General features: G+C 34.5%; 12 protein-coding genes. 11 read left to right on the forward strand and 1 reads right to left on the reverse strand.

The genetic code is table 11. From position 1 onward, the window contains the following. Window positions 1–521: 521 nt before the first annotated feature. The 6 genes from EK417_RS14960 to EK417_RS14985 all read left to right on the forward strand — a co-directional run bounded on the left by EK417_RS14960 (window position 522) and on the right by EK417_RS14985 (window position 16576). On the forward strand, window positions 522–1436 hold the full coding sequence (locus EK417_RS14960) for a nucleotidyltransferase family protein (RefSeq protein WP_136522598.1): 915 nt from the start codon (window positions 522–524) through the stop codon (window positions 1434–1436). 93 nt (window positions 1437–1529) lie between these two features. Further along, window positions 1530–3458 (forward strand): glucosamine-6-phosphate deaminase, encoded by a 1929-nt coding sequence (gene nagB, locus EK417_RS14965; RefSeq protein WP_136522600.1) that lies wholly within the window; start codon window positions 1530–1532, stop codon window positions 3456–3458. Window positions 3459–4467: 1009 nt separating this feature from the next. Continuing rightward, window positions 4468–7359 carry a SusC/RagA family TonB-linked outer membrane protein gene (locus EK417_RS14970; RefSeq protein WP_083688848.1) on the forward strand — a complete coding sequence of 964 codons (2892 nt, stop codon included), beginning with the start codon at window positions 4468–4470 and terminating at the stop codon, window positions 7357–7359. Between the two features lie 19 nt (window positions 7360–7378). Further along, entirely contained in the window at window positions 7379–9031 is a 1653-nt protein-coding gene (locus EK417_RS14975; protein ID WP_076596081.1) for a RagB/SusD family nutrient uptake outer membrane protein, read from the forward strand. Between the two features lie 428 nt (window positions 9032–9459). Further along, on the forward strand, window positions 9460–12516 hold the full coding sequence (locus tag EK417_RS14980) for a M60 family metallopeptidase (protein WP_168802002.1): 3057 nt from the start codon (window positions 9460–9462) through the stop codon (window positions 12514–12516). Between the two features lie 250 nt (window positions 12517–12766). Then, a complete protein-coding gene (locus EK417_RS14985; RefSeq protein WP_136522602.1) occupies window positions 12767–16576 on the forward strand; it encodes a TIM-barrel domain-containing protein in 3810 nt (1269 codons plus the stop codon). 210 nt (window positions 16577–16786) lie between these two features. Here the strand turns inward: EK417_RS14985 and EK417_RS14990 are convergent, their stop codons facing one another. Further along, a complete protein-coding gene (locus tag EK417_RS14990; RefSeq protein WP_076596078.1) occupies window positions 16787–17785 on the reverse strand; it encodes a GntR family transcriptional regulator in 999 nt (332 codons plus the stop codon). A gap of 243 nt (window positions 17786–18028) precedes the next feature. Between EK417_RS14990 and EK417_RS14995 the strand changes: the two genes are divergently transcribed. The 5 genes from EK417_RS14995 (at window position 18029) to EK417_RS15015 (ending at window position 25884) form a co-directional block, all read left to right on the forward strand. Further along, window positions 18029–19756, forward strand: coding sequence for a sodium:solute symporter family transporter (locus EK417_RS14995; RefSeq protein WP_136522603.1), 1728 nt, complete (start codon window positions 18029–18031; stop codon window positions 19754–19756). Window positions 19757–19982: 226 nt separating this feature from the next. Continuing rightward, window positions 19983–21866, forward strand: a complete 1884-nt coding sequence (locus EK417_RS15000) for a beta-galactosidase (RefSeq protein WP_136522604.1) — start codon at window positions 19983–19985, stop codon at window positions 21864–21866. A gap of 18 nt (window positions 21867–21884) precedes the next feature. Then, on the forward strand, window positions 21885–22934 hold the full coding sequence (locus EK417_RS15005; protein ID WP_136522605.1) for a UDP-glucose--hexose-1-phosphate uridylyltransferase: 1050 nt from the start codon (window positions 21885–21887) through the stop codon (window positions 22932–22934). Between the two features lie 564 nt (window positions 22935–23498). After that, window positions 23499–24782, forward strand: a complete 1284-nt coding sequence (locus EK417_RS15010) for a galactokinase (protein WP_136522606.1) — start codon at window positions 23499–23501, stop codon at window positions 24780–24782. A 4-nt stretch (window positions 24783–24786) separates the two neighbouring features. Next, window positions 24787–25884 (forward strand): aldose epimerase family protein, encoded by a 1098-nt coding sequence (locus EK417_RS15015; RefSeq protein ID WP_136522607.1) that lies wholly within the window; start codon window positions 24787–24789, stop codon window positions 25882–25884. Window positions 25885–25897 lie beyond the last annotated feature (13 nt).

The raw sequence follows: 25897 nt of genomic DNA on the forward strand, positions 1-25897 counted from the left end.
CTTTACAGTCTTCTCAGGAAAGCTAAAAAAAATTGAAGAAATACTTCTAGCGTCTGATCCGGAGAAGTTATTTTCGTCCCGATTGGATAAGATTTTTTATCCGTAATTTTTTTAAAAGCATTACCCAGATCATTAATGATCTTTTGTCCGGTAGCGGAACTAAGCGAAACATTGATTTTTTAGTCGTTTAATAAATCTATTTCAGGACAAAACAAATCAACTGGTAGTGAACATTCAGAAACAGGTAGGTACAGGTTTGTACAGTTGTTTTAATTCTTAATTTTGACAAAAGAAGGGTTTCCGGTAAAGATGTCTAAATACTTGAGAAAGCTGTAATAGAAAGTGGAAGAGTACACAATCTTCCAACCCCAAAATGAGAATTTCTGCTTTCGTTCTATATTCAATCGTTTTGATATAAAAATATCGGGCTTGTAAAGGTTTCAATTACACTGTTTTTAAGGTAATACCTGCGAAGGAATTTTATAAAAACTAAGAAATTTTAAATAACATCATTAAAAAAAATGAATACAAATCACCAACCTACACTAATAGTTTTAGCAGCCGGAATGGGCAGTAGATACGGAAGTCTCAAACAGATAGACACATTTACTCCACAGGGAGATACTATTATAGATTTTTCTTTATATGATGCATTGCAAGCAGGTTTTAAGAAATTTGTTTTCATTATTCGTAAGAATTTTGAACAGGAATTTAAAGAGATGTTTGAGAAAAAAATGAAAAGTAAAGCCGAAATAGAATATGTATTTCAGGAAATAGATACTGTTCCAGAAAAATACCTTAATAAAGAACGTACCAAACCATGGGGTACTGGGCAGGCATTATTACTTACTAAAGATGTGGTGCACGAAAATTTTGCCATTATTAATGCCGATGATTTTTATGGAAGAGATGCCTTTATGACGATGTATGATTTTCTAAAAGAAACAGATATCAATTCTTATAATTTTAGTATGATAGGTTATTTATTGAAAAATACGGTTTCAGACCATGGCTATGTCTCCCGAGGAATATGTGATGTAGATTTTAATGGAAACTTATTAAACGTCACAGAAAGAACACATATCGAGAAAAATGAAAACGGATTAAGGTATAAAGAAGAAGATGAGAGCTTTACAGCAATTGAAGAGGATGTAACCGTATCAATGAATTTTTGGGGATTTACACCAAAATGTTTTGAATTTGGCAGTGATTCTTTTAAGCGTTTTTTGGAAGAAAACAAGCAGAGTTTAAAAGCAGAATATTATTTACCAACTTTGGTTGCCGACAGTATAGCATCTGGAAAAGTTAACGTAAGATTACTGAAATCTAACAACAAGTGGTTTGGAGTTACCTATCCTGAAGATAAAAAAATTATACAAAAAAATATTTCAGAATTAAGAATGAAGAAGCTTTATCCAGAGAATTTATGGGAATAATCTAATTTTTTAACTGAAAAAGTTAATTAACAATTTAGAAATATAAATTCTATATATAAATTTAATTTTAGCACTATCCAAAACCAAACTAATATGTTAAAAAGCACAATAGATTCCTCTACAGGATTTGAGAAAAGATTTGAAAAAATAGAAACAGTTATTTTCACGGATTCGCTTTCAGCTTCAAAATCTGTGGCAAAAGAGATCTCAGATCTTATACGGGTAAAGCAGTCTCAAAAACAACCTTGTATTATAGGGCTGGCAACAGGTTCCTCTCCCAAGAGTTTATATGCCGAATTGGTACGTATGCACAGAGAGGAAGGCTTGAGCTTCAAAAATGTAGTTACTTTCAACCTTGATGAATATTATCCTATGGAACCGGATTCTATACATAGTTATGTCCGCTTTATGAAAGAATTATTGTTTGATAAAGTAGATATTCTGCCTGAAAACTGTCACATTCCTGACGGAACATTATCCAAAGAAGAAATAGCAGGCTATTGTACTGAATATGAACTTAAAATAGAAGCTTTAGGCGGGATAGATCTGCAGATTTTAGGCATTGGCGGTAATGGTCATATCGGGTTTAATGAATCAGGCTCCTTACAAAACTCCAAAACCCGTCTTGTAGCATTAGATCATATCACAAGAGTAGCTGCAAGCAATGAGTTTTTAGGACTGTCAAATACTCCCAGAACAGCTATTACATTGGGAGTAAAGAAAATAATGGAAGCGAAAAGAGTCATACTATTAGCATGGGGTGAATCTAAATCAAATATTATAAAAGAGTCTGTAGAAGGGCCTGTTACCAACCTGGTGCCGGCTTCCTATCTGCAGGAACATAAAAACGCTGCTTTTGTACTGGATCAGGGAGCAGCTCATAAACTTACCCGGATTAATACTCCATGGCTGGTAGAAAAAATAGAATGGACGGAGGCATTGACCCGAAAAGCCGTTTTAGGACTAGCCCAGAAAATAAAAAAACCTATATTAAAGCTCACCGATTCTGATTATATAGAAAACGGAATGAGCGATTTGCTTGCAGACAAAGGACCTGCCTACGATATCAATATCCAAATTTTTAATAAATTACAACATACCATAACTGGCTGGCCTGGAGGTAAGCCAGGAGCAGATGATACTAATAGACCGGAGAGAAAAACCCCGGCTAAGAAAAGAGTTCTTATATTCAGTCCGCATCCGGATGATGATATTATCAGTATGGGCGGAACTTTCATAAGACTACATCAGCAGGGGCATGAAGTTCATGTAGCCTATCAAACCTCTGGAAATATAGCTGTAGCAGATTCTGAAGCATTGCGTTTTGCGAATTTTGTGTGTGATTACAATGAAATGTTTGGTATAGAAAATGGTGAAGCGAAAAAGATTTTTGAAAAAGCAGTCAGATTTTTACAGAATAAGAAAAATAGCGATATAGACATTCCTGAAGTAAGACATATAAAGGGCTTAATAAGAAAAGGAGAAGCAAGATCTACCTGCTATTTTGTGGGAATACCAGACAGCCGGATTCATTTTTTGGAAATGCCCTTCTATGAAACAGGCAGAATAGAAAAAAAACCATTGAGCAAAGAGGACATAGAAATTGTAACAGACATAATAGACAAAGTAAAACCCCATCAAATATATGCAGCTGGTGATTTAGCAGATCCTCATGGAACGCACAAAGTATGTTTAGATGCTATTTTCGAATCTGTTAAAAGTTTAAAACCGAAGGAATACATGAAAGATTGTTGGTTATGGTTGTATAGAGGAGCATGGAAAGAGTGGTCTATAGAAGAAATAGAAATGGCAGTACCCCTAAGCCCGGACCAAATTTTGGAAAAGCGCTATGGAATTTTCAAGCATCAATCTCAAAAAGATGGAGTCGTATTTCAGGGAACAGATATGAGAGAATTCTGGCAAAGAGCAGAAGAAAGAAACAGGGAAACAGCAGAGACTTATCATAAAATGGGACTTGCCACTTATGCTGCCATGGAAGCTTTTGTAAGGTGGGAATTCTAAAAAATAAAGCAGTTTTCTTAATCAAAAAATATATTTTCTCACAATAAAAGACAGAGTTGAAGTTTTATAAATCACACAAAAAGAATGTTTTAACTTTGCTGAGGTAGGTAATAGGGAAAATATGAAACCCAGGCAGACCTTTTGATATTCGTATACAGCAAATTCTGAATTTAGCAATAAACAGCGTAAACAAAAAGCTCAAAGTTTTTTATATGCAGTAAATTCTGTAGAAGAAAAAGGTTTGTGAAGGAAGTATTATGCCTGTATTTCAACAATACATCACAGATGTTTTGGGCTGTTTGCAAAGTTGTTCGGTAATTGTACTTTAAATTTTTTACATTCTTTTTATGCTTTGACAGGACGTAATTCTTCACAAATACAAATCTCTAAATCAAATTTAATATATATTTAATTTCTTTACTGATATAATTTTTTTGACCAGTACAGAAGGCGGTCATGGGTGGATTTTTTCCGCCCATTATTATTTTATGCTTTAAAAAATCAATAAGCTAAACGGCTTTTTTTCTCAAAAAGAAGAAAAGAATGAACTAAAGTCTGAAAACCATAACCCAATCAATAGGATTAAACCTACTCAAATACTTTTCAAACTGGTGGTAAAGTGACAAAAACTGGTGGCTACCAGTATGGAGATATGAGGTAAAACTCTACATTTGAGTAACATAGAGTTAATGTTATAGCAATAGTTAGTTCACACTCAAACAAGACTTGCAATCAAACAAAATAAGAAGAAAATAGATAGAGTATTTGTGGATCATCAGGAGGTTTCCTTTTCCATATTTTCCAATTATGCTGGAACAAACGAAAAAATAGAAACAATTGTTTAAATGTGAAAACAGTACTGAAATAGTCATTTGTTTCTATAGAATTTGAAGAGCAAAGAGTAATATAAAACCTTTAGATTTTTCTTATCATATCTTATTTATAAAAAAGATTGGTAAGAAGCCAACTACCCTTAAATAGAATAACATTTTAATAAACTTAATAAAACATGAAGAAAAAAACTATTATTTTGAGTGCACTTCTAATGTCATCTATAACATTAGTGGATGCACAGAAAACTAAAAACAAACCTTCAGACTCTATCACTAAAAAAGTAAAAGATGTGGAAGAAATTGTTTTGGTAGGATATGGAAAACAGAAAAAAGGAACTGTTTCCGGATCTATAGCTTCTGTTGATAAAAAGATACTGCAGGACCGCCCAACAACAAGCTTAACAGCGAGTATACAAGGTGCATTACCCGGAGTTACAATTAAATCTTCTTTAGGAGATGTAGGTTCTGTACCCGCATTAAATGTAAGGGGAAGAAGTGTTGCGGGTAATTCGCCACTTTATATTATAGATGGTATTCTTTCTAGTGCTGCAGACTTTTCCAGGCTGAGTCCGGCTGATGTTGAAAACATAAGCATATTAAAAGATGCAGCAGCAGCAATCTATGGTACAAGAGCTGGCTATGGTGTCATTCTTGTCGAGACCAAAAAAGGCGGCGGAGGGAAGATGAGTATAGGTTATAATATGTATAATGGCTATCAGACACCCACTTATTTACCCAAGTATGTAGATGCTGTTGAATATATGAAACTAAAAAATGAAGCATATTTCAACGCAGATAATAGTGTCGGTCATTTTTCTCAATACAAGCAAGAACAAATCGATCTTACAGCTGCTGGCACAGACCCTGATCGATACCCTAACACAGACTGGTATAAAGCCACTTATAGAAAAATGGCAAACCTCCTAAATAATGAGATTAACGTATCAGGGGGAGATAAAATTCGTTATTTCGCAAGTTTAGGATATCTGAAACAGGAGTCTCTATCCCCTACAAAAGGTATGGACAGATATTCTTTCAGGGCAAATACCTCCTCTAAATTAAGTGAAAAATTTACCGTCAATTCTAATATATCGTTTATCAAACAAATGATCAATGATCAGGGAGGTGGTATTAATACTAGAGAACTGGCAAGAATAACTCCTACTATGGCATTAAGGCAATCCAACGGATGGTGGGGATCTATAAATGCAGGTAAAGTAGATAATACATTTGCGAATACCAATCCTATAAGAAATAACATAGAAGGAGGAGATTCCAAGTCAAATGATCAAAAATTTATGGGAGCATTATCCACCAGTTATACTCCTGTAAAAGGATTAAATATAGATGCCCAAATCAGCTACTCAAACTGGAACTATCGTTTAGGTGAATTTACAAATACGCTAAGCCCTGTAAACAATTTTTTAACTAAAGTTCCTATTGCTGCAACGGCAAGAGCAGTTAATAACTATCATGAAAAATGGGAATCAGATGAATTGCTTAATACTCAGGTTTTGGTAGGTTATGAAAAAAAAATATCATCACATTATTTTAAAGTCTTGGGAGGGGCTTCTTATGAAGACTATACACGTAGAATAATAGAGGGTAGAAAATCTAATATACCAAAAGATGGATTGCATTCTTTAAGTGCTCTTTCTACCCTTGACGGAACCTTAGATGAATTGAAATCTAATACCAGCCAATATGCTTTCCAGTCTGTTTTCGCACGTATCAATTATAATTATCAGGAAAAATATTTTTTAGAAGGGATTATAAGAGCAGATGCTTCTTCGCGTTTTGCTAAGGAAAACAGGTGGGGGTATTTTCCTGCAGTTATGGCTTCCTGGAGGCTGGATAAGGAAAATTTTATTAAAAACCTGAATTTCATCAATACACTAAAATTAAGAGGCTCCTATGGTAGTGCCGGATCTATCAATACCATCGGTTATTATGACAGCCAGACCTATATGGATAGTAATTCTACAGTTCTGGGGAATGTTATTGTTGGTTCAGTATCACCAGGTAAGCTTGGTTTTTCGGGTATAGGCTGGGAAAAAATTGTTACCAAAAATATTGGTCTGGATGGATCTCTATTCAATAATACTTTCACTTTCTCGGTAGATGTATATAACCGTCTTACAAAAGGGGCTTTAATGAACAATCAATTGCCATATGAAACAGGGGTAATTATGGACAGTGATCCGGTAAAAAACCAAACACCTCCTATAAATGCGGGTGATGTGGTAAATAAAGGAATAGAAATTACTTTGGGATACAATAAGAATTTTGAAAATGGGGACTTTTATATCAATGCTAATTTTGCTAAAAACCGTAATGAAGTTCTTTCACTTATCAATAGCAAACCTCTGTATAAAGATAACTGGATAACACAAGTAGGAGGTTCAATTGGCGATTTCTACGGATACAAAACTGCTGGTCTCTTAACCCAGGAGGATATTAATAATAATTATCCTAAGTTATACAGCTCTTCTCAGGCTGGCGATATAAAGTATGTGGATATTAATGGAGATGGAGTTGTTGATGAGAATGATAGGACAGTTATAGGAAATGATGTTCCTAGTTTTACCTACGGACTAAGCATAGGAGGCAGATATAAAAATTTTGATCTTAACATAGTAGGGCAGGGGGTAAAGAATGTTCAGGTATATCTGGATAAAGAATCTTCTCAGGCATTTTTCAATGGGGCAGGTGCAAAACAATATGTCCTGGATAACCGATGGACTCCTGAGAATCCAGATCCTAATGCATTATACCATAGGGTTTTGCCGTCTGGAGGTGGAACTCAGAATATTGGTGTTGCTTCAGATTTTTGGCTTTTTGATGCCAGTTACTTTAGAATTAAGTCTGTTACTTTGGGATATTCCATTCCTCAGGAAACCATTAGCCGTATAGGATTGAAAAAATTCAGAATATATGCCAACTTAGAAAATTACTTTACGTTCAGAGGAGACAAAAGAGTAAAAGATTTTGATCCTGAAATGGCAAGTGACCGTTCCACGTATCCAAACTTAAAAACCATATCGTTTGGTATAAATGCTACTTTTTAATTTAATAAACATCTAAAAAATGAAAAAAATAAAAATTATATTACTATCAGTTTCCCTAGCTGTAGTGACTAGTTCTTGTAATTTAGATAGGTTTCCGGAAGACAAAATATCAGAAGATACATTTTGGAAAACTGAAAAAGATGCTACCATGGCATTAAACGGCATTTATGCATACCTGTCTGGAGCAGCTTATAGCAGCTTATACAACGATAGTTTTACCGATAATTCATATGCTCAATATCCGTGGGAAACAAATGCAGTAGATGCTTCTGCAGGAGATATACTGCCTTCTAAAGATTTCGGATATGACTTTACTACCATTAGAAAGGTAAATACCTTCTTAGAGAATATTGATAAAATTCCCATGGACAAAAATTTGGCAGGCAGATATAAAGCAGAAGCCAGATTTATAAGAGCTTTCAATTATTTTGATTTATCCCAGTATTTTGGAGCGCTTCCACTCGTGCAAAAATCAGGTGAATTAGATGATGCCTCCCTTACCCCTGTTTCTGAAGCTGAAATTGATAATTTTGTAACCAGTGAATTGAGTGCTATAGAAAATGATTTACCAATTACCTATACCTCTGGTCAGGATAAGGGTAGAATAACAAAAGGCGCAGTATTGGCATTTAAGGCAAGAGTATATTTATACACAGGAAAATACAAAGAAGCTTACGAGGCTGCTCAATCGGTAATGAATTCCGGAACGTACAGTCTTTTTAATATGGCTTCAATAGACACAAGTACAGACTATGACAGCTTTGTTACCTTTACTTCTGCCACAGATAAAGATAATTTTTACAAAGGCTTAAGTAATTATCAGGCGTTATTCTGGGCAAAAAATGAGGGCAGTATAGAATCAATTTTAGAAGCTCAATATGTACCTGATTCAAAAGGAACATACAGTAATTCCATGACCCTTCTCCTATTGCCCAATGAAGAGAGTGGATGGAGCTCTATAACCCCAACAATTGATTTGGTAAATGCCTATTGGAATAAAGATGGAACGGCATTTACACCCCCTTCTGATGCTGTAAGAGCTTCAAACTATAATGATGGAAATCCAAATGATGCCTATCTGGACGAGTTTAAAAACAGAGATACCCGTTTATATGCAAGTATTATGCACCCCAATGGGCCTTGGTCTTACCTGCAGGGATTTGGAACAAGCCAGCTGTTCACATGGAGCAAAGGAGGAAACAATACATCGAAAATTGGCTATAACTACAAAAAAATGGCAGATTATAACTCATTAGATGAAAACTTAAATGCGAGTAATAATTTTATGCTGATTCGCTATGCAGAGGTATTACTTACCTATGCTGAAGCAAAAAATGAATTGTATGGGCCGGATGCCTCTGTTTATGATGCACTAGACAAAATCAGAACTAGAGTAGGGATGCCAGCAATTAGCAGAACACAGACCAAGGAAACTTTGAGGGATATTATCAGAAATGAAAGAAGAATAGAGCTAGCGAATGAAGGACACAGATTTTACGATATCAGAAGATGGAAGATTGCCCCAAATGTAATGAAAACCATTTATGACATTACCAATACACAGGTTGCAAAAAGAGTATGGAATGATAAGTTTTACAGATTCCCTTACCCTCAGACTGCGGTAGATTTAAATCCAAAATTAAAAGAAGCTCAGGCGGCAAAAGGATATTAATATACATAAAAGATGAGTATGAAGTTTATGATACTTCTGATATGGGTATATCCGATTCCTTTAGCAGGTTCTTGAGGTAAATAAAATAAGTGTAAACTACGATTTACTCTAATCCTGCGAAATCATCATCAGCTACCTTAAACTAGAAGTAGGTCATTTAAGATATCTGTATATTCATTATCAGGATTTTCTATGATTGAAATCTGAAGGAGGTATTATAGTCCCTTAATGAATATCAATAAAAGTCTTGGCACATTCAATTCTGGAAGATATCTTGTTTCTGTAAAAGGTGAAAAAGATCAGATTTATAACTGTAAACTGATTAAAAATTAATCAATAAATATGTTAGCAGACATAATATCTATGTCTGCTATTTTAATCCAAAAATAAAAATGAAAGCAAAGTTTTACACATTAATTATGTTGTGTATGTTGTTTTCTTTATCGAAAGCACAATACCAAATAACTGCCTATAAAGTAACATCATTACAGCCTTCTGAACCTGGTTCAGAAGTAGAAAATTGCATTGATGATAATGACGCAACAACCTACCACTCCTTATGGAATGCCAACGGTATTCCGGATCAACTGGATTTTTACTTTGTAGATGTACAAAGTATAAACAAACTTGAATATATACCAAGAGCTACAGAAACTAATGGTATCTGGACAAAAGTAGATGTCTATTATTCCACTCAGGACAATCCTACTACTTTCATTCAAAAGAAAAGTCAGGTTGTGTGGGCGGAAAACAATAAAAAGAAGACGATAGATCTATCGTCATCACCCATACCTAAACCTTACATTATTAGGCTTTACATAACAGAAGGAGGAGGTAATTTCTCTAGTTGTGCTGAAATGAAATTTTATTCATCTCAACAACCGCCTGTTTATAGCATAGATGATTGTAAACCGCCAATTGGTGGTCTGTCTGCTGTAACCAATAACGTAAAAGTACCCGTTATAGCAGCAGGATCTTTTGCTTCCAGTAAAGAAACTAAAAAAGGAAATAATAGTTTAAAAATGAGCTTTGATGGAGATACTTCCACATTTTATCACTCTGAGTGGGAGCCAACATCCAATGTATTTCCTATTACGTTAAACTATCACTTTAATGGGACAAAGCCTATAGGCTATTTGCGCTATATCCCAAGACAGGACGGGCAGAATAATGGTTTTTTCGGAAAAGTATCAATTTTATATAATACAATAAGCAATACCACTTACATACCACTTATGAATTATGATTTTGGTATGACTGGTGCAATTACAGATGTTCATTTTCCATCTACTATTACTCCAGCCAATATTAAAATTGTTGTCCAAAATGGCTTGAATAATTTTGCGAGCTGTGCAGAAATGGCGTTTTATCCTAAGAAAGTACTTCCTTATGGAGATATTTTTGCAGATAACATTTATTCTGAACTGAAGCCGGGCGTTACCCAGGAAATTATAGACGGAATTACCAACCCTTTTTATAAAGCATTGGCTCAGTGTCTCTTTAGTAAAACCTATAATAAAAAATACAGAGTAAAATCATATGAAGTATATCCTACCTTAAAGACTACCCGGAATGCATTAAAAACAGATGCTTATGATTCATTTGAGAATATGACAGGAATTGTATTTAAGGCAAATACTAAAATTGTTTTATTTATGGACAGTGCCCCAGGTCCTGTATTTTTAAAAGTACACAATTTTGCCAACGAAGGAAAATTTACGGAAAAATCATATCCTCTTAAAGCAGGATTAAATATTATTGAGAGTGAAACAGGAGGATTAGGATATATCAGTTATTACAATGATAACAGTGCTTTGCCTCCAGTTAAAATTAATATTGTTACAGGCACCTTAAATGGCTATTTTGATTCTGCTGCAACTATTACTGCGGCGGAATGGAAAACATTATTGCTAAATAATGCTTCCCATAAATTAGATATCAGAGGCCAATATATTCACCTGGTATTTGATAAAAGTGCTTTAAGGACATATGTTCCGGATAATCCTGCTGAATTCATCAACGCTTATGATAATATCATAAGACAACAAAGAATACTAATGGGATTGTTTAAATATGGTAAATCACCAAAAAATCGCCAATTTGCATATACTGAATCCAAAGGAGGCTGGTTTCAATATAATCCTGGAGCTCACTTTGATTTAACTTGGGGACCTGCTAGCTGTACCTCTGTCAGTAATATGGATTACTGGGGCGTGGGGCACGAACTAGGACACGTAAATCAAATTAGACCGAATCTTAGCTGGATAGGGCTAAGCGAAGTAACTAATAATATTTACTCTGCTTGGAATGAATATACAATGAGTAAAGGGGTACCAAGATTAGAAAGAGAACCATTTAAAACAACTGACTCTGGAGCAGAACTAGAAGGGGGTAAAGCAAATAAAAGTGTAAATTATACTCTTATAGGTAAGAAAAACGTGCTGAGGACTATTGCTGAAAATATTGAGGATTATAACTTTCTTATTTTCCGTCCATTCTGGCAGTTAGAATTGTATTATCAGGTGGCTGGCGCAGCCAGAGGAGGGCTTGCCCTTACAGATGAAGAACATCCGTCACCTGCATCTGGGGTAGACTATGCACATTGGTATGGTAATGTAGCAGAAAAATCAAGAAACACAGACGCTGCCAATTTAACCAACGGACAGCTCTCTATGGAATTTGTTAAAAATACCTGTGATGCTGTACAAGAAGATCTCACAGACTTTTTTACCGATGCAGGTTTCCTAAGACCTGTCAATATAAACATAAACGATTATGGAGTACAAAATATTACCGTTACGCAAAATATGATTGATGCTACCATTGCAGCAGTTAAAGCAAAAAATTACCCTAAGCCCATCTCTCCGGTAATGAATTATATTAATGCACATAACGTAAAAGTATTCAGAGATAAGCTCCCTTTATCAGGAACCACCGGAAATGGAGTTACTTTATTAAACACTGCTACAGGTCCTCAGCTTAAAGTAGACCAGGCTAATGTATGGAAAAATGTTGTAGCATATGAAGTTTATGATACTCATGGTGCTTTGGCTAGAATATCATTGGCAGGTATTGGAGATACCACAAACCACACTACGATAATAGAATATCCCACAGGATCAGCTAAAGTGTATGCTGTAGGCTATAACGGGAGCAAAATATTGGTATATCCAAAAATTTCAGCAGCCTCTAAAGCAAAAACTTCAGCAGCTCCTGAAGTAAATAAAGTAAGTAAACTGATGATTTACCCTAATCCTGCGAAATCATCAGATGCCGTGAAACTGGAACTGGCTGATTCAAAAGGAAAATATACAATGTCTGTATATTCATTATCAGGATCTTTAGTATTGCAGTCTGAAGGAGATATTAAAACCCTCAATGATAATATCAATAACAGTCTTGGCACATTCAATTCTGGGATATACCTTGTTTCTGTAAAAGACGAAAAAGGTCAGGTTTATAAAACCAGGCTGATTAAAAATTAAACAGTGATTATACAAGCACACAGATTTTATTAGTCTGTTATTAAAATAAATATGGGTAGCTTTTTAAACGAAATCGTTCAATAAGTTATCCATGTTTTTAAAAAGAGAGCTACTCTTTTAACAAAAAAAACTACTTTTGAAAGTGTTTGAATAGCATTGGGTTACAATTGGTTTTTATCTTAAAAGTTGATTTTAATCTTAATTTCTTAGAGTAGTATAAAATGTAAATTAATAAATAAAATCAAGGTAAATGAATGCAGTTTTAAATTCAAAAATTCAAAAGATTTTACTCCTGAGTTCTTTTCTTTTCTTCATTGGAAAAACTCAGGCTCAAAAAATTGAAAATGTTGCTAGGAAAGGAGAAACTTCAGTAGAAGTTTTGCTTTCTGACAATAAAAAAATAGTAATAGATTTTTATGGAGAAAATATCTTTCGGTTATTTTTCGATCCCAAAGTTGGAGAAGTAAGAAGTCTTGAAGCAATACCTCCCGCTCAGATTTTGGTAGATCAGCCCAGAAAAAAAGTACAAGAAATTGCAGTCAACAATTTACCACAGACTATTTCTATCTCTACTCGTAAAATGAAAATAGAAATTGACAAAACAACTTCTTTATTTAAAGTGTTTAACCTGAACCTTAATAAAGAGGCTTTTTCTTTTATGGCTCCCATTGAATTTAATTCCAAAGAAGCAGTGCTTACTTTATCTCAGGGAAAAGATGAATATTTCTATGGAGGCGGTGTACAAAACGGCCGGTTTTCTCATAAAGGAAATACGATTTTAATTGTTAATCAAAATAACTGGACTGATGGTGGCGTAGCCTCTCCAAATCCTTATTACTGGTCTACAAATGGATATGGTTTTATGTGGCATACTTTCAAAAAAGGATATTATGATTTTGGTAAACAAAATAAAAATGAAGTGAAACTGGCTCATGAGACTGATTACCTGGATGTTTTTTTTATGGTAGATGATCATCCTAAATCTTTGTTGAATGATTTTTACCAGCTCACGGGAAACCCCATACTTTTACCTAAGTTTGGTTTTTATGAAGGTCATCTTAATGCCTACAATAGAGATTATTGGAAAGAAGATGATAAAGGAATCCTATTTGAAGACGGAAAAAGATATAAAGAAAGCCAAAAAGATAATGGAGGAGTTAAAGAATCTTTAAATGGAGAAAAAAACAACTATCAGTTTTCTGCCAGAGCCGTTATAGACCGTTATAAAAATGCAGATATGCCTTTAGGATGGATATTGCCAAATGATGGTTACAGTGCAGGATACGGACAGACAGAAACCTTGGATGGCAATATAGCTAATTTAAAATCTCTCGGAAATTATGCCAGAAAAAACGGTGTAGAAATAGGATTGTGGACACAGTCTGATTTGCATCCAAAAGAAGGAATAAGTGCTCTTTTGCAGAGAGATATCATAAAAGAAGTGGGTGACGCAGGCGTAAGAGTCCTAAAAACGGATGTTGCCTGGGTAGGCCCTGGCTACTCATTCGGGCTTAACGGCATTTCAGATGTGGCTCAGATAATACCACGCTATGGTAACGGGAGCCGTCCTTTTATCATTTCGCTGGACGGTTGGGCTGGTTCACAACGATATGCCGGTATCTGGACAGGAGACCAAACGGGTGGCGAATGGGAATATATCAGATTCCATATTCCTACCTATATAGGTTCTGGTTTGTCTGGCCAGCCTAACATTACTTCGGATATGGATGGTATTTTTGGCGGGAAAAACCCGATTATCAATACAAGGGATTTCCAATGGAAAACCTTTACCCCTATGCAGCTCAACATGGATGGCTGGGGAGCAAACGAAAAGTATCCCCATGCTTTGGGTGAATCCGCTGCTTCTATTAACAGGAACTATTTAAAATTGAAATCCACCCTGCTGCCTTATACGTATAGTATAGCTAAGGAAGCCGTAGATGGATTGCCAATCATCAGAGCAATGTTTTTAGATGAGGTTAATGAATATACTTTAGGGAAATCTACTCAGTATCAGTACCAGTATGGACCTTATTTTCTGGTAGCTCCAGTATATCAGGCCACAAAAATAGATAAAGAAGGAAATGATATCAGAAATAATATTTACCTTCCTAAAGGCAATTGGATTGATTACTTTACAGGACAAACTTATGAGGGAGGGATTATTTTAAATCATTTCGATGCCCCAATTTGGAAACTTCCTCTATTTGTGAAGCCAGGCGCTATTATTCCGATGGTAAATCCCAACAACAACGTTCATCAAATCAATAAAAAATTAAGAATTTATGAAGTGTATCCTTCAGACAAATCAAGCTTTACAGAATATGATGACGATGGCATAACCGAAAATTATAAGAAAAATGAATCTGTAAGCACCCTTATAGAAAGTAGGGTAGTTAAAAATACAGCAACAGTAAGTATTTCTCCTACTCAAGGTAACTTTAATGGTTTTGAAAAAGAAAAAATGACAGAATTTAGAATTAATGTTACTAAAAAACCATCCGGTGTAAAACTTTCTGTTGGAGGTAAAAATATAAATCTGAATACAGTAAATACCTTAGATGAATTTAATAATGCCACCAACGTCTATTTTTACAACAGCAAACCGGAATTCAATAATTTTTCCACCAAAGGTTCTGAGTTTTCAAAAGTTTCGATTACCCGAAATCCACAACTTTGGGTGAAAACAGAAATTACCGATATAAGCAAAAACAAAGTAGAGCTTATCATTAAAGATTACCAGTTTACCAATTCTAACCAATTAAAAAATAACTCCGGAGCATTTGCAGAAGCTTTAAAGCCAATCACTTCAGAAAATACAAACACTGCATATTCTATATTGCCATCATGGAATAAAATCCCTAATGCTGATTACTATGAAATATTATGTAACAATATGGTATACAGTAATATAAAAGATACCTCTTTCTTGTTTGAAGGATTGGCTCCTGAAACGAAATATGATTTCAAATTAAGAGCCGTAAATAAAACCAATACTTCTGATTGGGTTTCTTTCTCGTCCCGAACCAGTAAAAACCCTTACGAATTTGCCATTAAAGGCATAAAAGCTACCGTTACAATTCCAAGTCAGGAAGGAGAAGGCATAGAAAATCTTTTTGATCAGGATCTGAGCACGGGCTGGCATTCGGATTATGAAAAAAGCAAAGTTCCTTTTGAAATAATTTTAGACTTAGGCTCCATCAACACCATCAGTAAATTAGAATATATGCCTAGAAACAGCGGTTATAACGGAGTATGGATGAATGGTAAAATTTCGTATAGTGATAATAAAAAAGACTGGACAGAACTTGGCTCTTTTACATGGGATAGAAATAACATAAATAAATCTTTAGACTTCGCCACCCATCCTACCACACGATTTATGAAGATTGAAGTCAGCAGTGCTTTCAAAAATTTTGGTAGTGGAAACGAATTATATATATTCAAAGTTCCCGGATCTTCAAGTTTGCTTCCCGGCGATATCAATAATGATCAGAAAATTGATAGGAATGACTTTACTTCATATATGAATTATACAGGTCTGAGAAAAGGAGATTCTGATTTTGAAGGATATATTAGCCATGGGGATATAAATAAGAACGGCTTCATTGATGCATTTGATATTTCTAACGTCGCTACAAAAATAGATGGAGGAGTAAGCGATGAAGAATTGAAACCACTGCAAGGCAGCATTACAGCCTCTGCTTCAAAACAGCAATATGCTAAGAATGATATTGTTGAAGTAGTAGTAAAAGGTAGTAATCTGCAATCTGTAAATGCATTGAGTTTTGCTATTCCATATAACCAGCAGGAATTGGAATACATAGGAATAACACCATTAAATATCGGCCAGATGGAAAACCTGACTTATGACAGACTGCATACCAACAAAGAGAAGATATTATATCCTACGCTGGTTAATGTAGGACAAAAAAGTCCCTTAGAAGGAACAGCAGATTTATTCATTATTAAATTTAAAGCAAAACGAAACGGATCATTTAATATAAAAGCTACTAACGGATTGCTGGTTGATAAAACACTGAATTCTATTGACTTTTAATAACAAAATTGATTAAAAGCAGGAGAAAGAATTTACATTTTCTTGACAAGATTTCAAGAAATGAGTAAGCTAAAAAATCAAGGCTTGGATTTTATAATCTGAGCCTTTTTCAAAAACAGGCATACATTGGGTTCAGAATGTTTCCTCATTTTTAGCTTTGGCTTGTATTTTTATGAAACAACTTCAGATAATAAATTTATTTCAAATCAATTATAGGGAATTCCTGATAATTAAATCAGAAGCATTTTCAATTCTACCTTGCTTGGTATTGAGAACCATTTCTGCCAAAATCTTTCCCATTTGCCAGAAATCTGTAGAAATTGTAGTAATACCATTTTCTACAATACCTTTAAGAGGTGTTTCGTTGTAGGAGATAATGCCGAAATCCTTTCTAATCTTTAGCTTCTGTTTTTTAGATTGCTTAATGACATTTACTAAATGCCTGTCATCCGGAATTATGAATACGTCTCCGTTCATTATTTCCTCATCAGTGAAATTACAGATAATCTCATATTTCATTTTATACTGTTTACAAAAACCTGTAAATCCTTCTACCATACCTATAGGCTCTTTTTTTCCGGGGAAAATAAGAATCAGTCTTCGGTAGGCTTCAAGCAATTTTTTCGCTTTTGATAGACCATTATACATGTCTTTTGAGAAATTCTGGTGTACAGATGAATATTCTCTTAAATGTAAATTGGTTTGATCTAATAGGTAAACGTCCTTCTTGGGAAGCATCTTGATAATGGGTGCCGTATCATTCATATTGCCTGGCATTATTATGTATTTTGTGTAGTTTCCGTTATTTTCTTCAATTAACTTCTTGAAGACATCTATATTGAAATAGTGGAAAAAAACGTGGATATTAGATCTTTGTTGCAGCTCTTCCAAAAATGAATTATAAAGGGTTTCCTTGAAAGCATTCAGCTCATCAAATAATAGAAAAATTCGCTCTTCAAAATCCCAATCGGTACTTTTTATATAGTATCCCTTACCTAAAATGGCGTTTACTATACCTCTCTTTTTCAGTGTTTCATAAGCATACAGGACGGTGTCTCGGGAAATGCCAAATTCCATGCACACTTTATTTATGGAAGGTAGTTTGTCATTTTTTTTCAGCAGTTGCTGGGCAAGAGCTTGTTCAATGGAATTTATAATCTGTTGGTATTTAGGGACAACCGAATCGGGAATTATTTTAATAAGCTTCATAATATTTCCATTTTTTTAACTAGTAGTAAATATACAAAAACTGGTAGGAACAAGTATGGAAGTGTTTTCCAAATTTATACATTTGATAATATAAGGTTTCCTTTTGTATAGTTTTGGCGCAAAAGATTCAGTTTTGTTTTAAATGATCTATTGGAAGTGCTGAATTATTAAATACTTTAGAGTACATAAAAGTGCTGAAAAACTAGAGAAATCTATGATAAACTTACTATAAAAATTTTAAGCGTGGGAAAACTATCAACATTTGATTTTGTTATATTTCTAATTTATTTTTTGGTTGTAACACTATACGGCTTATGGATATACAAGCGGAAAAAATCAAAAACTGCAGGAAGTAAAGATTATTTCCTCGCAGAAGGCTCATTGACATGGTGGGCAATTGGAGCGAGTTTGATTGCCTCTAATATTTCGGCAGAACAATTTATTGGGATGAGTGGAGAAGGATTTTTCATAGGAGTAGCTGTTGCCGCCTATGAATGGCTGGCTGCCATTGCACTTATAATTATAGCGGTATGGTTTATTCCTATTTATCTCAAAAATAAAATTTATACGATGCCCCAGTTTTTGGAAACACGATATAATAAGTCTGTTTCTCTTATTATGGCTGTTTTTTGGCTGTTTTTGTATGTAATTGTTAATCTTACTTCCATTCTTTATTTAGGAGCTGTGGCTATTGATTCATTGCTGGGTGCAGGTCATCTGCATATCATTATGATTGCACTTTTACTGATGGCGTTGTTTATTGGATTGGGAGGAATGAAAGTCATTGGCTACACGGATGTTATTCAGGTAGCAGTTCTTATTATTGGTGGCTTTGCTACAGTTTATATGGCATTGCAGGTTGTGGATCAAAGAATTAATGGGGCTGCTATAGGAAATGCCCTAACAGGTTTTGATACCCTTTTGAAAGAAGCTCCGGAACATTTCAAACTCATTCTGAATAAACCACTAATAACAACAACTACTTTATCAATGCCGGAAAATTTAGCAGCACAGAAATATATAGCTTTGCCAGGTTTAGCAATGTATTTTGCCGGACAATGGATTGTACAGCTTAATTATTGGGGGTGTAACCAGTACATTACCCAAAGAGCATTAGGAGCAGATTTAAAAACAGCAAGAACAGGAATTTTATTTGCCGGATTTTTAAAACTTTTTATGCCTGTAATTGTTGTGCTTCCCGGGATTGCAGCTTACGTACTCTATACAAAAGGTCATTTGTCAAATTTTAATGGGGTAAAAGATAGTGCTTATTCTGCAATGCTGGGATTGCTTCCATCTGGGCTTAAAGGTCTTGCAGTTGCTGCCTTAACAGCTGCAATAGTAGCATCACTTGCTGGAAAAGTAAATAGTATATCCACAATTTTTACTTTGGATATTTATAAAAAATATTTAAGAACCAACGCTTCTGAAATGCAGATGGTAAGAACAGGACGTTGGGCAATCATAATGGCGATGCTTATTGCTTTGGTATTTACATGGACAGATGTTTTGGGAATTGGTGGAGAAGGCGGTTTCACATTTATACAAAAATATACTGGTTTTATTAGTCCGGGTGTATTTGCTATGTTTATTTTAGGGATGTTTTGGAAAAGAACTACTGGAACCGCTGCTATAGTTGGAGTTATTCTTGGTTTTTTATTATCTATTTTCTTTAACAGCTTTGCAGTTGAACTATTTGGAAAAGAAACATGGATTTATACAGCATTCACCTATGAAAAATTGGAAAATGGTGTGGTGAAAACCATTACAGAGATTCCTTTCCTTATCAATATGGGGTGGTCATTTTTCATTACTGCAGCTGTAATGGTTCTATTAAGTGTTTTTGAGCCAAAAGTAAATCCAAAAGCTTTTGTCACAGACAAAAATATGTTCAAAGTGGATAATAGAACATTATTCCTGATTGTCATTATTCTATTACTTCTAACTGCTATTTATATTCGTTTTTGGTAATAGAAATAATTTTGAGTTTTGTATTTGAGAAAAATTATTCAATACACTTTACTTATGAAAGGTGGTTTGTCTTTTTTTTAGCAGTTGTTGGGTAAGAGCTTATTAAAATATTTCCAAATTTTTAAACTGGTGGTAAATTCACAAAAACCGGTAGGAACTAGTGTGATTGCATTGGGTAATTTTATAAATTTATTTTACTAACTAAACTAGATCTATAATACATACTATGAAACTTATTAAAAATATAATTTTAGCCTTGTCCTTAATAGGTGCAAATTCGATAAATGCACAGCAAAAACCTATTAAATACGAATCTTTCAAAATCGAAGGCGGAGAATTTAAATTGAACGGACAGGCTGTTAAATTGCATTCAGGTGAGATTCATTATGCTAGAATTCCTCATGATTATTGGAGGCATCGCTTAAAAATGGTTAAAGCGATGGGATTAAATACAATAGCTACTTATGTATTTTGGAATTATCATGAAATAGCTCCTGGAAAATGGGATTTTCAAACTGGAAACCGAAATTTAGCTGAGTTTTTGAAAATAGCAAAAGAAGAAGGCTTAATGGTCATTCTTCGTCCGGGACCTTATGTGTGTGCAGAATGGGAATTCGGTGGTTATCCTTGGTTTTTGCAAAATGACAAGGATATGAAAATCAGAGAATACAATACTCCTTTTTTAAATTCTACAAAAGCATATTTCACAGAGCTTTACAAAGTGGTAAAACCTTATCTGATTGTTAATGGAGGCCCTATTGTTATGGTGCAGGGGGAAAATGAATTTGGGTCTTTTGTCAGTCAACGAGAAGACATTAAACTGGAAGATCATAAAAAATACAGTTCATCCGTATTCGATCAATTAAAAGAAGTTGGCTTCAAAGGAATGGAGTTTTTTACTTCAGATGGAGACTGGTTATTTGAAGGAGGTGCTTTGCCTGGAGCGTTGCCAACTGCAAATGGAGACGAAAATCCGGACAATATTAAGAAAGAAGTCAAGAAATTTCATAATGGAGAAGGTCCTTTTATGGTGGCAGAATACTATCCCGGGTGGTTAGATCATTGGGCAGAACCTTTCCCTCGTAAAGCTACGGAAAGAGTAAAAAATCATATTGAAAAATTCATGAATAATGATATTTCTTTTAATATTTATATGGTACATGGAGGAACTAATTTTGGGTTTACTTCGGGAGCTAACTATGATGAAGAACATGATATACAGCCAAGTATGACCAGTTATGATTATGATGCTCCTATTACTGAGGCAGGATGGGAAACCGAAAAATACCTGAAATTAAGAGAATTATTAAAAGATGCCTCTACACCTCCTATTCCCTCAAAAATTCCGGTTATTCAGATTCCGGGTATAAAATTGTCTCAGGCAATTGATTTAGAAAATTTTAAAAAACATATAAAACCAGTCATTAATGATAGTCCTTTAGCTTTTGAGGAATTAAATCAGGGGCATGGGTATGTTTGGTATAGCAAAAATTTTAATCAGCCAATTAAAGGAACCTTAAAACTTGATGGATTAAGAGATTATGCAATTGTGTATGTGAATGGGAAAAAAGTAGGAGAGCTTAACCGTTACTATAAAAAATATGAATGTGAAGTGAATATACCCTTCAATGGAAAACTAGACATTCTGGTAGAAAACATTGGAAGAATTAACTATGGAGCTGCTATTAATAAAAATACAAAAGGAATTATTTCTCCTGTATTTATTAATGACCGAAAAATAACAGGAGATTGGGAAATGTATGGGCTTCCTTTTGAAAAGGCTCCCTTAATTGACGCAAAACAAAAATCAGATCTAAAAGAGAACAGACCAGCCATCTACAAAGGAAATTTTAATGTATCAAACGTTGGAGATACTTTCTTAGATATGCGGCCTTTTGGAAAAGGAATTGTATTTGTTAATGGAATTAATTTAGGAAGGTATTGGTCTGTAGGGCCGCAGCAGACACTATATTTACCAGGATGTTATTTAAAGAAGGGTAATAATGAGATTATTATTATTGAACAGAAAAATAATAAAATAATTAAAGAATTAAACACATTAGCCGAACCTATTTTGGATAAGTTAAACCCTGAAAATGGGTTAAACTGATATAAAAATAAACTCAATATGAGTAATTCATTTAACAGTAAAAATCATCCCCATAGAAGATATAATCCTTTATTGGATGAATGGGTTTTAGTATCACCACAAAGAGCCAATAGGCCATGGCAGGGACAACAGGAAGAGCCGTTACCAAGCGTTCAAAATCAATATGACGTCGAATGCTATTTATGCCCGGGAAATTCAAGAGCTAACGGAGTCCAGAACCCCAGGTATGAAGGTGTATATGTATTTGATAATGATTTTGGAGCTTTATTGAGCGTAGGAGTAACCTTCGATGAAACCGGGGATGAATTATTTAAAATTAAACCCGAAAGAGGAATTAACCGGGTAATTTGCTTTTCACAAGATCACTCATTGACTCTTCCTGAAATGTCTGTAAAAGCAATTACAAAGGTAGTGTCTGTCTGGAAGGAAGAATATCAGAATCTGGGAAAACTGGATTACATTAATCATGTTCAAATTTTTGAAAATAAAGGAGCAATAATGGGTTGTAGTAATCCTCATCCTCATGGGCAGATTTGGGCACAGTCATCCATTCCTTCTCAGGTGGCCAGAACACAGCAAAACTTGAAGAGCTATTATGATAAAAACGGAACAACGCTTCTGTCTGATTACGTTCAAAGAGAAATAGAAATTAATGAGCGGATTATATTAGAAAATAAAGCTTTTGTAGCTTTGGTTCCATTTTGGGCAACCTGGCCATTTGAAACAATGATTATCAGTAAAAATCCCTTAAATAGCCTATCGGATTTTTCATATGAGGATCAAGCCTTATTTGCTCAGATGTTGAAAGATTTAACTACAAAATACGATAATATTTTCTCCATTTCTTTCCCTTATTCTGCCGGAATACATCAGGCTCCTACAGATTTAGAATCGCATGAAGAATGGCATTTTCATATGCATTTTTATCCTCCGTTGCTTCGCTCAGCCAGCGTGAAGAAATTTATGGTGGGATACGAAATGTTAGCGGAAGCCCAAAGAGATATTACTCCTGAACAAAGTGCAGAAATTCTTAAAAAAAGTTCAACAATTCATTATAAAAATAAATAAAATTATTGGCTTATCCTTTTAATTAATACTTGGGATTAATGATTAACAAAGATTTTCTTATTGAGATCCCTTCGGCAGGCTCAGGGTGACAAGTCGAATGCCAACCGAAATTTTTGAGCATTGTCAGTCTGAACCTGTCGAAGCTATTATTAAAGTTGTTTTTATTTTACAAAACCACAGAAGTTACAAAAGGTTTCATTTTAAAACACTTGAGTTCACTTAAATAAGTTGAATGTAATACCGCAGAAAAGTTCGCATAAGACAAACATTTCGACTTCGCTCAATAGGTAAAGATTTTCACAAAACTTAGGTGTACTTATTACGAATAAGGCTTGGTTCTGAAAAACTTAAGTGTTTAAAACTTTTGTGCCTTTTGTGGTTAAAATAATGAATATAAAAGTTTAAACAACCTCATTACTAAAAAGGGTAAGTCAAAAAATTATTAAGGCTTTATAGGATAATGATATGGAATTTCTGCCTCATATAGGGAAAGGAATTAATTTTTTAAAAATTTGAATAGCTCTTAATAAAGATAGACTGTTTTATAAATTTAGATACAAGTAAATGTCAAATATTAAATATATTGATTTTTTAGTTAATGAGGGAAATATCCCTCTTTTTAGAGAATTATATGGAAGAAATTCAGAATTATTACGTCAGCAGGCAATCCGATATACCAAAACATTAAATCGTTTCAAAGAAGTTTTTGGGGATAAAGAGGTTTCTGTTTTCAGTTCACCGGGACGGACCGAAATTGGAGGTAATCATACAGACCATAATCATGGCCGCGTATTGGCGGGTGCAGTAAACCTGGATAATATTGCCATTGCTGCTAAAAATAATTCAGATATAATCCGGATTGAATCTTCAGGCTACGAGACATTCGAAGTAGATCTAAGTCATCTTATTCCCTACGAAAATGAATTTTCAACTCCAAACGCCCTTGTTCGTGGGATTAATGCCCGATTAAATGAATTGGGATATAAAATAGGAGGATTCGACGCTGTAATTGACGGATGCGTTCCTAAAGGTTCTGGGTTAAGTTCGTCAGCATCATTCGAAGTATTAATTGGAGTAATTGTTAGCCATTTATTTAATGAAGGTACATTAGATCCCATCCTAAATGCTTGTATAGGACAATATGCAGAAAATGTTTTCTTTGGAAAGCCTTGTGGATTGATGGATCAGGTAGCTTGTTCGGTAGGAGGATTGGTGACCATTGATTTTGCTGATGTAGCGAATCCTATTGTTAAAAAAGTAGATTTTGATTTTGAATCTACTGGTTTTTCTCTTGTAATTACAGATACCCGAGGGGATCATACCAACTTGAATAATGAATATGCTGTTTTACCTAAAGAGATGAAAGAGGTTGCAGCCCATTTAGGATGCAGTGTGCTGAGAGAAACTACTTTGGAAAAAGTAATGGATATTGCGCCATCTATCCGTCAGAAAGTGGGAGATCGGGCTATTTTAAGAGCAATTCACTTTGAGTGCGAAAATGAGCGGGTAGTAGATGAAGTAATGGCATTAGAGAAGAATGATTTTAAAGGATTTTTACAATTGGTCATAGATTCAGGACATAGTTCGTATATGTACAATCAAAATGTTTATGTATCAGGTAACATAAAAGAACAAGCCGTTTCATTGGGATTAGCTTATAGCGAAGCAGTATTAAAAGGAGCTGGAGCCTGGCGTGTGCATGGAGGAGGATTCGCAGGAACGATACAAGCCTTTGTACCTGAAGATTTGCTTGAAAGATACACTACAACTTTAAATCATTTATTTGGTGCCGGTTCTTGTCATCCTTTATTTATTCGAGAAAAAGGAGCTGTTAAATTAGACTTTTAAAATAATGGGTATCATCAATGAAGTGGCTTTTAATACAGTTCACAACAATCAAAAAGTTCAATTATTCACTTTGAAAAATAAGAATGGGATGATTGTACAAATAACTAATTATGGTGCAACCATAGTTAGTATTAATGTTAAAGATAAAGAGGGAAAATTGGCAGATGTGGTGCAGGGATATGATACAGCACAAGAATATATTGATAATAATGAATCCTATCAAGGAGCTATTTGTGGTAGATATGCTAATCGTATTAAAAAAGGAAAATTTACATTAAACAGAAAAGAATACTCATTAACAATTAACGATGGAGGCAATCATTTGCATGGTGGTTTGATTGGTTTTGATAAAAAAATATGGGATGTTAAAGAGTCCTCTGCCTCAAAAGTGACTTTTCAATACACTTCTCCTGACGGGGAAGAGGGGTATCCGGGTACAGTAACTGTAATAGTAACCTATTCTATTAGTGAAAATAATGAATTACAATTAGATTGTTCAGGGACAACGGATCAGGAAACTATACTCAACTTGGTGAATCATTCTTATTTTAATTTGGCGGGAGAAGGCAGTGGAACAATAAATAATCATCAATTGCAGATTGAAGCTGATTTTTACACTCCTCTTACAAAAAGCCATGAACCTACAGGTGAGATCTTAACTGTAAAAAATACCCCGTTTGATTTTACCTCCTTAACATGTATTGGAGACAGAATTGATACAGATCACGAGCAGTTAGCTATAGGGAAAGGATATGATCATAATTTTGTTTTAAAACACCGTATACATAATTTGGAGTTAGCAGCTACCGCTATAGAGCCGCAGTCGGGAAGAAAAATGGAAGTATTTACCACTATGCCGGGCTTACAATTATATACCGCCAATTGGATTAAGAATGAAAAAGGAAAAGAGAATCACATATATCAAGAAAGAGAGGCATTTTGTTTAGAAACGCAAAATTTCCCCGATGCAATCAACCAATCTCATTTTCCTTCACCAATACTAGCTCCTAAAAATATATATAAACATTCAACTATTTACAGATTCTCAATTATTAAAAGCAACATTAGATGGATCAGTCTCAAAAGTTGGGGGGAATGTTAAGTAGCTTTATCTT

Source organism: Chryseobacterium candidae (assembly GCF_004916905.1).
In the GTDB taxonomy this organism is placed as follows: Bacteria; Bacteroidota; Bacteroidia; order Flavobacteriales; family Weeksellaceae; genus Chryseobacterium; species Chryseobacterium candidae.

Coding starts and splice junctions, on each gene's coding strand:
- nagB (WP_136522600.1), top strand. CDS start 1,530: ATGTTAAAAAGCACAATAGATTCCTCTACAGGATTTGAGAAAAGATTT.
- EK417_RS15005 (WP_136522605.1), top strand. CDS start 21,885: ATGAGTAATTCATTTAACAGTAAAAATCATCCCCATAGAAGATATAAT.
- EK417_RS14980 (WP_168802002.1), top strand. CDS start 9,460: ATGTTGTTTTCTTTATCGAAAGCACAATACCAAATAACTGCCTATAAA.
- EK417_RS14960 (WP_136522598.1), top strand. CDS start 522: ATGAATACAAATCACCAACCTACACTAATAGTTTTAGCAGCCGGAATG.
- EK417_RS14970 (WP_083688848.1), top strand. CDS start 4,468: ATGAAGAAAAAAACTATTATTTTGAGTGCACTTCTAATGTCATCTATA.
- EK417_RS15015 (WP_136522607.1), top strand. CDS start 24,787: ATGGGTATCATCAATGAAGTGGCTTTTAATACAGTTCACAACAATCAA.
- EK417_RS15000 (WP_136522604.1), top strand. CDS start 19,983: ATGAAACTTATTAAAAATATAATTTTAGCCTTGTCCTTAATAGGTGCA.
- EK417_RS14985 (WP_136522602.1), top strand. CDS start 12,767: ATGAATGCAGTTTTAAATTCAAAAATTCAAAAGATTTTACTCCTGAGT.
- EK417_RS14990 (WP_076596078.1), bottom strand. CDS start 17,785: ATGAAGCTTATTAAAATAATTCCCGATTCGGTTGTCCCTAAATACCAA.
- EK417_RS15010 (WP_136522606.1), top strand. CDS start 23,499: ATGTCAAATATTAAATATATTGATTTTTTAGTTAATGAGGGAAATATC.
- EK417_RS14975 (WP_076596081.1), top strand. CDS start 7,379: ATGAAAAAAATAAAAATTATATTACTATCAGTTTCCCTAGCTGTAGTG.